11 protein-coding genes are annotated in these 10,324 nt (G+C 56.6%); 7 read left to right on the top strand and 4 right to left on the bottom strand.

From position 1 onward, the window contains the following. Positions 1–191 precede the first annotated feature (191 nt). The 6 genes from JTA15_RS06785 to dsbG all read left to right on the top strand — a co-directional run bounded on the left by JTA15_RS06785 (position 192) and on the right by dsbG (position 5,134). On the top strand, positions 192–611 hold the full coding sequence (locus tag JTA15_RS06785; RefSeq protein ID WP_014170113.1) for a hypothetical protein: 420 nt from the start codon (positions 192–194) through the stop codon (positions 609–611). Between the two features lie 5 nt (positions 612–616). Next, entirely contained in the window at positions 617–1,174 is a 558-nt protein-coding gene (locus tag JTA15_RS06780; protein ID WP_219373236.1) for an RNA polymerase sigma factor, read from the top strand. 87 nt (positions 1,175–1,261) lie between these two features. Further along, the gene (locus JTA15_RS06775) at positions 1,262–1,633 is read left to right on the top strand and encodes a hypothetical protein (RefSeq protein ID WP_040017533.1); all 372 of its coding nucleotides are present in this window, start codon (positions 1,262–1,264) and stop codon (positions 1,631–1,633) included. 47 nt (positions 1,634–1,680) lie between these two features. Beyond that, on the top strand, positions 1,681–3,714 hold the full coding sequence (locus tag JTA15_RS06770; protein WP_219373024.1) for a protein-disulfide reductase DsbD: 2,034 nt from the start codon (positions 1,681–1,683) through the stop codon (positions 3,712–3,714). 7 nt (positions 3,715–3,721) lie between these two features. Then, the gene (locus JTA15_RS06765) at positions 3,722–4,333 is read left to right on the top strand and encodes a DsbA family protein (protein ID WP_020884110.1); all 612 of its coding nucleotides are present in this window, start codon (positions 3,722–3,724) and stop codon (positions 4,331–4,333) included. A gap of 42 nt (positions 4,334–4,375) precedes the next feature. Then, a complete protein-coding gene (gene dsbG, locus JTA15_RS06760) occupies positions 4,376–5,134 on the top strand; it encodes a thiol:disulfide interchange protein DsbG (protein WP_032678179.1) in 759 nt (252 codons plus the stop codon). Positions 5,135–5,179: 45 nt separating this feature from the next. On the opposite strand, the gene JTA15_RS06755 is transcribed toward dsbG, so the two are convergent. From JTA15_RS06755 to JTA15_RS06745, 3 genes are all read right to left on the bottom strand, one after another. Beyond that, positions 5,180–6,472, bottom strand: a complete 1,293-nt coding sequence (locus JTA15_RS06755) for a glycoside hydrolase family 10 protein (protein WP_219373023.1) — start codon at positions 6,470–6,472, stop codon at positions 5,180–5,182. A gap of 7 nt (positions 6,473–6,479) precedes the next feature. Beyond that, entirely contained in the window at positions 6,480–6,767 is a 288-nt protein-coding gene (locus tag JTA15_RS06750; RefSeq protein ID WP_014170105.1) for a VF530 family DNA-binding protein, read from the bottom strand. Between the two features lie 153 nt (positions 6,768–6,920). Further along, the gene (locus JTA15_RS06745; RefSeq protein ID WP_219373022.1) at positions 6,921–8,411 is read right to left on the bottom strand and encodes a UbiD family decarboxylase; all 1,491 of its coding nucleotides are present in this window, start codon (positions 8,409–8,411) and stop codon (positions 6,921–6,923) included. Positions 8,412–8,526: 115 nt separating this feature from the next. On the opposite strand from JTA15_RS06745, the gene JTA15_RS06740 reads away from it, so the two are divergent. Continuing rightward, entirely contained in the window at positions 8,527–9,411 is an 885-nt protein-coding gene (locus JTA15_RS06740; RefSeq protein WP_219373021.1) for a LysR substrate-binding domain-containing protein, read from the top strand. Here the strand turns inward: JTA15_RS06740 and JTA15_RS06735 are convergent. After that, positions 9,402–10,313: a LysR family transcriptional regulator gene (locus tag JTA15_RS06735; protein ID WP_063214438.1), complete on the bottom strand. Its 912-nt coding sequence runs from the start codon at positions 10,311–10,313 to the stop codon at positions 9,402–9,404. The genes JTA15_RS06740 and JTA15_RS06735 overlap by 10 nt on opposite strands. Between the last annotated feature and the right edge of the window lie 11 nt (positions 10,314–10,324).

The following is a 10,324-nucleotide window of genomic DNA, read 5'->3' as shown; positions in this document are numbered from 1 at the left end:
CATTAGTTAAACGAATGTTTCGTACGAGATGATGTGTCGGGAGGCGACGCATAGCGCCCACCCGTCGTGAGCGATATGCGTTAAAATCCGTAAGCACAAAAAATTTTATATTCTCCCCAGCAATATTTCCCTACCTCATCCGTCTACCTCATCACAAGCCATACTCAATCACTGTAAATGAGGTAAACACCATGAGAGATTTCGATATGCACGGAAGAGGGCACGGACGCGGGTTTGGCCGCCACCGTATGGGTAAAGGGCTGGTGATAGGCGCGGTAATCGTCCTTGTGCTTGGACTGGTGGTCATGACCCTGTGGAATGCCTTACTCCCGGCCATTCTTGGCGTGAAAGCCATCGGTTTCTGGCAGGCGCTGGGAATTCTGGTATTAAGCCGGATCCTGTTCGGCGGGCTGGGTTTCCGCCCGGGGATGTTCGGCGCGCACCGTCGTATGCACGAACGCTGGATGAACATGACCCCCGAACAGCGTGAGGCGTTTATTCAGCAGCGTCGCGAAGGCTTTGGTCGCCATGGTCGCGGGCATTGCGGCTGGCACGGTCATCGCGAAGATAAACGCGACGACAGCGCGCCAAAAACGCCGGAAGCAGAGTGAGCGAGATGAAAGCCGGGCTGGCGGGAGAGTCATTGCTGATGTCGGCGCTTAATGCCTGCCGCGCCCGACTGAAAGCCTTTATCCGAGGACGAACGTCCGTGCGCGATGATGCCGACGATATTTTGCAGGAAGTCACCTATCAGCTGATGAAAGTGGAGCAGCCGGTCGAAAACGTCGCCGCCTGGCTGTTTCGCGCGGCGCGTAATGAAATGACCGACCGGGCGCGAAAAAAACGTGAGGTCTCTCTTTCAGGATATTTTACCGGGGATGATGAGGACTTCCCCGAAGATGAACTGGCGGAAACCCTGTTCGGTGTCCCGCATACGCCGGAGGAGGAGTACCTTAAAACGCTGCTGTGGGAAGAACTGGGTCAGGCGCTGTCTGAACTTCCGCCGCCTCAGCGCGAGGTTTTTGAAAAAACGGAGCTCCAGGGCTACAGCATTAAAATGCTGGCAGAGGAAACCGGGGCCAGCGAGCAGGCGCTGTTATCGCGTAAGCACAAGGCGGTGCTTTTCCTGCGCACGCGACTGCGGGACGTCTATGATGCGCTGACCGGTGACTAACGCCGACAGACAAAACCTTACATTGTCAGGACTTGTAGATTCATCACTATCGTTTATGATCGGGGCGTCTGGTAAATTTGGAACGTTATGCGCAACCGTCAGCTTCTGGGAAAATGGCTTTTGATAATCACATGTCTGGCGATGGCTATTTGCCTGGTGCAGCGTGCGGTTTATCTCAACCATTTTTTGCAGGGACTGGATCCGCAAACGACCCTGATTGCTGATGCCCCGGCTCAAACCAGCGACGCTGAGCCGTCCGGGCCATCGCCGTGTCAGTTAGGCGCACACTCGCTGCTTTGTGCTCAGCCGCTGTTCTTTGATGGTGCGCTACCGGCGATTATCATCTTCTTCGCGCTACTTCAGTTGTTTACGCAAGGGCGGGCATGCGTTCCGAGAGAACAGCCCGTTCAGGCACCGCCTCCCCGAATACACCTCAAAAACTGCGTTTTCCGTGAATGAAAAGCATCGTCACCACACGATAATTTTCACTATTCACGGAGTAAAACATGTTTAACCTCTTCAGGGGATTCGTCTTCCTGTGGCTGTCCTGCATTGGCATTGTCCATGCGGCGGATACAGGCTGGCTGGTTTCCCCGCAAAACGATCATGCCCGGATCCGCGTTCAGGCGGAAAGGGAGCAAAACCGCATCCTCGCGCTGCTCACCGTTGAGCTGCAGCCAGGCTGGAAAACCTACTGGCGTTCACCCGGTGAGGGCGGCGTAGCCCCGAAAATCACCTGGCCGGCTGGCGTAAAGGATGACTGGCACTGGCCGGTGCCTTCGCGCTTTGATATCTCCGGGATGACCACCCAGGGCTATCACGATAAGGTCATCATCCCCATCACCCTCGACGGTGCGGCGGGGGACGCGCTCGACGGGACGCTTACCCTTTCCACGTGCAGTAATGTCTGTCTGCTGACGGACTATAAGCTGCACCTTGATTTTAACCAGCCGGCGGATGAGGGATTCAGCCACGCGTTTGAACGCGCGATGCAGGCCATTCCCGCGACATCTGGCGTGTCCGCAGACCTGTCAGCCTGGTTATCAGACGACAAGCTGATCATTACGGGAACCACACAAGGGCAATGGGACAAGCCAGGGATCTATTTTGACCCGCTGGAGGGCGACATTCTTCCCGGTGAACCGACCCTCAAAGCCGACGGCAATCAGCTTCGGGTAACGGTGCCCGTGACCGATGAGTGGGGAGATAAACCCACTTCACTGCAGGGAAAAGCGCTGTCGTTTGTGCTCACCAATGGCGATAAAGCGCAGCAAACCGTGATGACCGTCGGGGCAACGCCCGCGGAACTGTCAGCGGCGGGCGTGTCTGAGGGAACCGGCAAAATGGTGCTCTTTGCGCTACTGGGCGGCTTGATCCTGAACCTGATGCCTTGCGTGCTGCCGGTGATGGGCATGAAGCTCAACAGCGTGCTCCATGCGGGCTCAGACAAGCGGATGATCAGGCTCCGTTTTCTGGCAACCAGTGCCGGGATCCTGGTCTCCTTTATGCTGCTGGCCGCAATGGTAACCGCGCTTAAGCTGACCGGTGCCTCGCTGGGCTGGGGTATTCAGTTCCAGAATCCGTGGTTTATTGGCCTGATGGTCGCGGTAACTTTCCTCTTTGCACTCAATCTGTTCGGCGCGTTTGAGATGCTGCTGCCTTCTGCCGCCGCAGGACGGCTGGCAACGGCAGGGGGAACGGGGCTTGCCGGCAGTTTCTGCGAGGGGATATTTGCCACGCTGCTGGCCACACCATGTTCTGCGCCGTTCCTCGGCACGGCGGTGGCCTTTGCCCTTGGCGCACCGCTGCATTCCCTGTGGCTTATCTTCCTGATGCTTGGCGTGGGGATGAGTTTGCCGTGGTTGTTCGTTGCGCTGGTTCCAAAAACCGCCATGCTGCTGCCAAAACCCGGTCGCTGGATGAACGGCCTGAAGATTATTCTTGGCCTGATGATGCTGGCTTCCAGCCTGTGGCTGGTGACGTTGCTTAGCCCGCATCTGGGTGAGGCGGTGAGCCAGAGCGTGATGTTAGTGCTTATCGTCGTCGCTATCGCACTGCTTGCGATGACCGGGCAGAAAACCTCGCCGCTGTTCTGGTGCGTGGTGATCGCGCTGTCAGCCTTTGGCGGGTACCAGCTGCGCGGGTTGCTTACCTCACCGCCTGTAACAAACACCGCAAGCGTCGCTCAGGCAATCCCGTGGCAACCGCTAAGTGAAGACGCTATTCAGGGTGCCCTTGCGCAGGGCAAACGGGTCTTCGTGGATATCTCCGCGGACTGGTGTGTTACCTGCAAGGTAAATGAGCATCGGGTATTGAATCAGCCTGACGTTATTGCCGCGCTTAGCCAGCCGGACGTGGTGGCTCTGCGTGGCGACTGGAGTAAGCCGTCAGCGTTTATCGCCGAATTCCTTGAAAAGCGCAACCGTTACGCCATCCCGTTTAATGAGGTGTACGGCCCGGGATTCCCTGAGGGGGAGATGCTTTCGCCGCTGCTGGATAAAGACACGCTTATTGCCACCCTGAACAACGCTAAAGGCTAAATGTATTATGAAAAGAATCCTTATTACGCTTCTGCTACTGTTGACCTCAGCGCAGGTGATGGCGGCGCAGACCATGACGCCGGAACAGGAGCAGCGTGCGCAGAAGATGGTTTATGACTTTCTGTTTAACGACCCGGACTCGCCGCGCATTGGCGCTAAGGATCCGAAGCTCACCCTGGTGGTCTTTACGGATTACAACTGCCCGTACTGCAAGAAATTCGATCCTTACCTGGAAAAGATCGTCGAAAAACACCCGGATGTGGCGGTGGTATTTAAGTTCTTGCCTTTCCGGTCGGAAAGTTCACTGACCTCAGCACGCGATGCCTTAACCGTCTGGCGCGCGCATCCTGAGCAATTTATGAAATTTAACCATACCCTGATGGCCAAAAAGGGATATCACGATGACGCCAGCATTCAGGAGGCGCAAAAACGGGCCGGGGTGAACGTCACAACGCCTGATGATGAGAGCCTGGTGACGATCAAACGCAGCCTGATCATCGCCGAAAAGATGGGTATCCAGGGAACACCGGCCACGCTGATTGGCGAAGGGTTACTCCCGGGCTGGGTTCCTTTTGAACAGTTCGATGAAATGGTCAGTGACGCACTGAAAAATCGTTAACGTGAAGGGGGCGGTTCGCCCCCAATAATCCCGGAGCGGAAAATGAAAAAATTACTGTTACTGTCGGTGCTGGCAACGTCAGGGCTGGCGCAGGCCGCTGAAGCGATACCGGATGTGGTGAAGCTCTTCAGCGAGCAGCAGAATATCAAAATCATTAAGAAAATTGATGCGCCAGGGGGCGCGCCGGCCTGGCTGGGGCAGTATCAGGATATGGGCGTTACGCTGTTTTTAACCCCTGACGGCAAGCACGTAATTTCTGGCTATCTGTACGATGAAAAAGGAAAAAACCTGAGCGAAGGCTATTTCCAGAAAGAGATCTACGCCCCGATGGGACGCGAAATGTGGAAGCAACTGAACGCGGCGCATCCCCTGAAAGAGGGGGCGGATAACGCTCCGCGCAAAGTCTTCGTCTTCGCCGATCCGTTCTGCCCGTACTGCAAGCAATTCTGGTCCGAGGCGCAGCCGTGGGTGAAGGCGGGCAAGGTGCAGCTTAATACGCTGCTGGTAGCGTTTCTCAACCCCAACAGTGGGCGTAATGCCTCCGCTATCCTGAATGCGAAAGATCCCGTTTCGGCATGGCGTGATTACGAGCTTTCTGGCGGGAAAAAATTGCCAAAACCGCAGGGCACTGCATCCCGTGAAACCGTCGACATACTGCAAAAACACCAGACGTTAATGGACAACCTGGGCGCAAACGCTACGCCCGCCATTTATTATCTGAATGCCGATAATGAGCTTCAGCAGGTGGTCGGCATGCCGGATGAGAAACAGCTTGAGGCGATGTTTGGGCCGAAGCCGTAGTAAAWAACAGGCAGAAACAGGGGGTTTCTGCCTGATATTGACCGGTCAGCTACCCCAGCGTCCGCGCAGGTAGCTGACGGCTTCCTGCGTCTGCGGCTGGTTAAGATAATCTTCGCGGAACAGGATCGTGCCATTCACGTTGGGCAGTGAATCGTTGAGATCGAGCTGTTTTTTCAGCTCCGGCACGCCGCCCTGAACCGTCCAGTCCGGCTCATTTTTCGACGGTTCACCTACCTTGTAGAACGCAATGCCGATATACAGGCGGGTATGCGTCGGTTTCACCACCTCTGCCCACCATTTCGTCAGCACGTCATAGCGCGCCGCATCCCGGGAGAAAGGCCAGTAAATTTGTGGCGCGATATAGTCCAGCAGGCCCTGCTGCACCCACTGACGCGTGTCGGCATAGGATTCATCGTAGGCTGCGGCACCGCGCGTGTCTGAGCCTGCCGGGTCGAATGAGCGGTTACGCCATACGCCAGCCGGGCTGACACCAAACTCCACGCCAGGTTTAGTCTGCTTAATGGCCCGGGAAACCTGCACAATCAGCTGCTGCGTATTGTGGCGGCGCCAGTCGGCTTTAGAGGCAAATCCCTGACCGTATTGTCTGAAAGTCTGCGCGTCATTGAGCGCAGATCCCGGTGATTCGGTATAGAAATAGTCGTCAAACTGCACGCCATCAATGGGATAGTGCGCAACCACTTCGGTGACCACCTGCGTTATCCAGTCACGCACTTGCGGAATGCCGGGGTCGAGCACAAAACGATCGCCGGCAATACGAATCCATTCCGGGTGCTGGACATAAACGCTGGAAGGGTGCAATGACGACGTGCGGTTCAGCGCGGCAATGGTCGACGGTTTGGTATTGGTTGAAACGCGGTAAGGGTTGAACCAGGCATGGACTTTCATACCGCGCTTATGCGCTTCATCGAGCATAAACTGCAGCGGATCGTAGCCCGGGTACTCGCCGATATTGCCGGTGAGCATATCTGACCACGGCAGAATTTTAGACGACCAGAGCGCCGTGCTGTCCGGTTTGACCTGGAAAAATACGGTATTGATACCGAGGTGCTTAAGCTTGTCGAGCTTGTTCGTCAGGGCCTGTTTTTGCATCGCGATACGGTCTTGCGCATCGCGACCATTCACTGAGGCCACCGGGGGCCAGTCCAGGCGTGAGACGGTTGCCAGCCAGATCCCACGCATCGGCTCGTTAGCCTGCTGGGTCGGTTTGCTCGCGGTCGGGAGAGGCGTTACCAGTGATTTTGGTGGTTTTGAGGAGCAACTAACAAGTAAAAGTGCACAGGCAGTCAGCACACCAATCCGTTTTACATGTCGCGTCATTTGCGTTTTAGCTCTTGGTTATCCGACTGTTAGCCCAGGGGTTAAAGGCGGGTTCGTCCGGTTCTGCGATCCCCTCATCATTCAGGGAATCAAGATACAGGGCTTCAACTTCTGCGCGAGCCCAGGGCGTGCGGCGCAGAAATTTCAGGCTCGATTTAACGCTTGGGTCTTTTCTGAAACAGTTAATTTTGATTCGATCGCCCAACTCACTCCAGCCATATCGTGCAACCAGGGCATTGACCTGCATCTCCAGCGTTACGCCATGTAAAGGGTCTTTAGAAAGGTGTGCAGTCATAAGCGTCCGGATGTCTCAGTTCTTGTGGGGTTGGGGTTAACGACGAAAGGGTACAAGAAAGCAGGGGAAGCGGCAATTTCCCTTTTTGCCTGCGATGAAAAACAGAAGAGCGTATGACCCGAAAGCCATACGCTCTTCTGTATCGCGGAAGTGCTAGTCGTGTTTTGCGTCAAACAAATCTGGTGCCCACGGACGTGGGTCAACCTCCATAAACGGCGCGCGTTCGAAGCGGTCCTTCAGCGCCCACGGTACCGTGCAGTCGAAGATGGTCTTACAGGAAATGCCGTTTCCGCGAATCGACGTGCTGTAATCCGGCGACTGCGACGGATCGAGCTGGTGGCCGCGGATCCCTGGAATAGTGGTGATGCTGACATCTCCCTGCATGCGGGTGGTCATCGCCCACAGGATGTCGTCGCTGTCGAAAATATCCACGTCTTCGTCGACAAGAATGATGTTTTTCAGTTCGGAATAGGTCGCGAGTGCGATAAGCGCCGCCTGTCCCTGACGTCCTTCATCGGATGGCTGGCGTTTTTTCACCTGCAGAATGCCGAGGAACTTACCGCCGCCCGCGGTATGCGCATAGACATTTTGCAGGAAGCCCGGAATGGCCTCTTCAACGGCATTGCGGATGCTGGCCTCCGTTGGCAGGCCAGCGAGCGTGGTGTGCTCTTCACCTGGCCCCACCAGCGTTTGCAGGATTGCCTGGTGACGGAGGGTGACGGCTTTCACTTTGATGACGGGCAAAGAAGAGTTTGCCTCGCCGCAGTAGCCCGGAAATTCCGGCATCGCATGGCCACTGTTGGTGTGCTGATCTTCTCTAACGCGCACCCCTGGCAGCAGTTCGCCTTCGATAATGATTTCAGCCCGCGCGATCGCTTTCTCTTTTACCGCCACGCCCTGCACCAGTTCGACCGGTTTCTGACGCAGCGCCCCGGCAACGCCCAGTTCGTTATAACCAAACGGTGTCGTGGGCGCTTCAAAGCAGGCGCCGATATAAATCGCCGGGTCGAGCCCCATGTTGATCGTCACCGGCAGCGGTTTTCCGGCTGCTTCAGCCTTTTTACGAAAGACCTCAATGTGGCGCCCCGCGGCCAGGAACATGGAAAGCTCATCGCGCTCCTGAATGCAGAGACGGTGAATCGTGACGTCAGTCAGCGAACTGTCTTCCGGATCGCTTGCCAGTACCAGACCCAGACAGAAGAACGGGCCAGCATCAATCGGCGTATTTGTCGGGGCCGGAAGCAGTTTACGCAGATCAAAATCAGGATCGTCAGCGTAGAATACCTGCTCCTGGCAAGGGGCCTGCGATGCCGGGACAACAACCGGCGCGATCGGGTTTTTCACGGCCTGACCGACCTGCTGCGCGAGCGTCGAGGGTTCACATCCCAGAAGGAGTGCCGCTCTTTCCCGGCTGGCGTGCATGCCCACCAGGATACGCGAATCCGGATAACCTTTAACGTTATTGAACATCATGGCCGGGCCCGTTCGGGTAGGGCGTTTCACCGTGCCGCCCGCACCAATGTGTCGATAAACACCCGCCAGCTCCGCGTTGGGATCGACCGGATGATCCGTTTCAATATACTGTCCTTCGTGGCGTTGCAGTAACGCGATGGCACTTCTGAGATCGTTGACTGGGCTTTCCATTTTTTTCCTCCCGTGTTTGCATGCCACCATTTTTATGGCAATAGCCCATAGCATCAATTGCATCATTACTGCTATTTTGATAATAAATTTGTTATCAAAAATCCGGGGAAGCGTTATGCAATTTCGTCAGATGCGTAATTTCATTGTCGTTGCGGAAGAGCTTCACATGCACCGGGCTGCGGAGCGCCTGAACATGGCACAACCCGCGCTGAGTCAGCAGATTAAAACGTTAGAGGAACGGTTAGGCGTTACGCTCTTTAGCCGGGCGAACCGCCGTTTAACCCTGACGCCGGCCGGTGAAGCTTTCCTGGAGAAAGCCAGGCTGGCCATCGCCCTGACGGAACAGGCGGTGCTGGACGCCAGGCAAACGGCGAGGGGGGAGCAAGGGGTATTGAATCTCGGGTGCGTATCGAGCGCCATGTTTGACACCAGGCTGCCTGCCGCGCTGCGCCAGATGCACAGTCGGTGGCCTGCCATAACCATGTCGCTAATGACGGGGAATGTGCAGACGCTCTATACCGCCGTGCAAACCAACCAGCTGGATGTGGCCATCATCCGGGCGCCGCTGCCGTCTCTGCCTGACGACCTGCAAAGCCGCCCGTTTACGTCCGAGAAAACGGTGCTGGCGCTCTCTTCACAGCACCCTCTGGCGAAATCGTCCGCGGTTACGCTCGCCTCGGTGAAAGATGAAAAATGGATCTCCCTGCGCGACCCGGAGGGAATGGGCCTCGAACAGTACTTCTATGACGTTTGTTACGGCGCAGGTTTCCAGCCTGAGGTGGTACAAAACGCCACCGACGTACCTACTGTCATCAGCCTGGTCTCTGCGGGGTTTGGCATGGCGCTATTGCCGGCCTCGGCCAGGGCAGTCAGCGTGGAGAATGTCGTGTACGTCGACATCATTGACAGGCTCAGGGAAAGCGAGCTGAAGCTGGTGTGCCACCGGATCATTCGCTCAGAGGTGTTAAAGAAATTTCTGCACACCCTCGATCACATCTGACGTCCCGCGGCCAGCAGCAGTTGCTCGCGCAGCCAGAGGCTTGCCGGATCCTGACTGTTTTTCGGGTGCCAGTACATGCTGATGGTAATCGGCTGCAGCGGCAGCGGCGGGGGAAAGATATCCAGCGTCGAGGCAAAGCGTTGCAGCATACGTTCCGGTAAGGTGCAGAGCAGGTCCGTGCTGGCGACAAGTGGAGGTGCCATGGCGTAGCTCTGCGTGGACATCACCACGTTGCGCTGATACCCCAGTCCGCCCAGGGTTTGATCCACAAAGCCGGTAAACGGGTCACCCTCTGAAGAGACCACCAGATGAGAGAGCGCGCAATAGTGCTCCAGATCCAGTGGCCCGACACCGCGGGGGTGGCCTTTTCGCTGGGCTGTTGCAAACTGGTCATCGAAAAGTTTGCGTCTGACCCAGCCGTCGTGCGCGCCGGCGCTCACACCGATATAGGCATCCACATCACCCTTTTCCAGCTGCTGTGGCAGGGTTGCCATTTCTGGCAGCGCGAATCGCAAGCGGATCCCCGGGGCATGGGCCCGGAACTGATTAAGCAGTTCGGCACCCAGCATCAGGGCCGGATTTTCATGCAGGGCAATCACAAATGTCCGCTGGCTGGTTTGCGCATCAAAGGTGGTGGGAGCAAACATCGCGTTAATGCCCCGCAATACGGTCATGACCTGCGGTCGCAGCGCTTCCGCTCTGGGCGTGGGCAACACCCCACGTCCATGTGGGGAAGGGATAAACAACGGTTCGCCAAAGAGCGAACGCAGGCGCGCCAGACGGGCGGACATCGCGGGCTGGCTGATGCCGAGCCGCGCGGCCGCATGGGTGATGTTCTGATCCTGGAGCAATGCATCCAGCGTCAGGATCAGGTCGATATCCATCTCAGCAACGGGCGTCATCGTGTTATCCG

This window comes from Enterobacter sp. BIDMC 29 (genome assembly GCF_019378755.1).
GTDB classification, from domain to species: domain Bacteria; phylum Pseudomonadota; class Gammaproteobacteria; order Enterobacterales; family Enterobacteriaceae; genus Enterobacter; species Enterobacter ludwigii.
The sequence above is the reverse complement of the archived record's forward strand: the minus strand, read 5'-3'. Positions and strand labels throughout refer to the sequence as shown.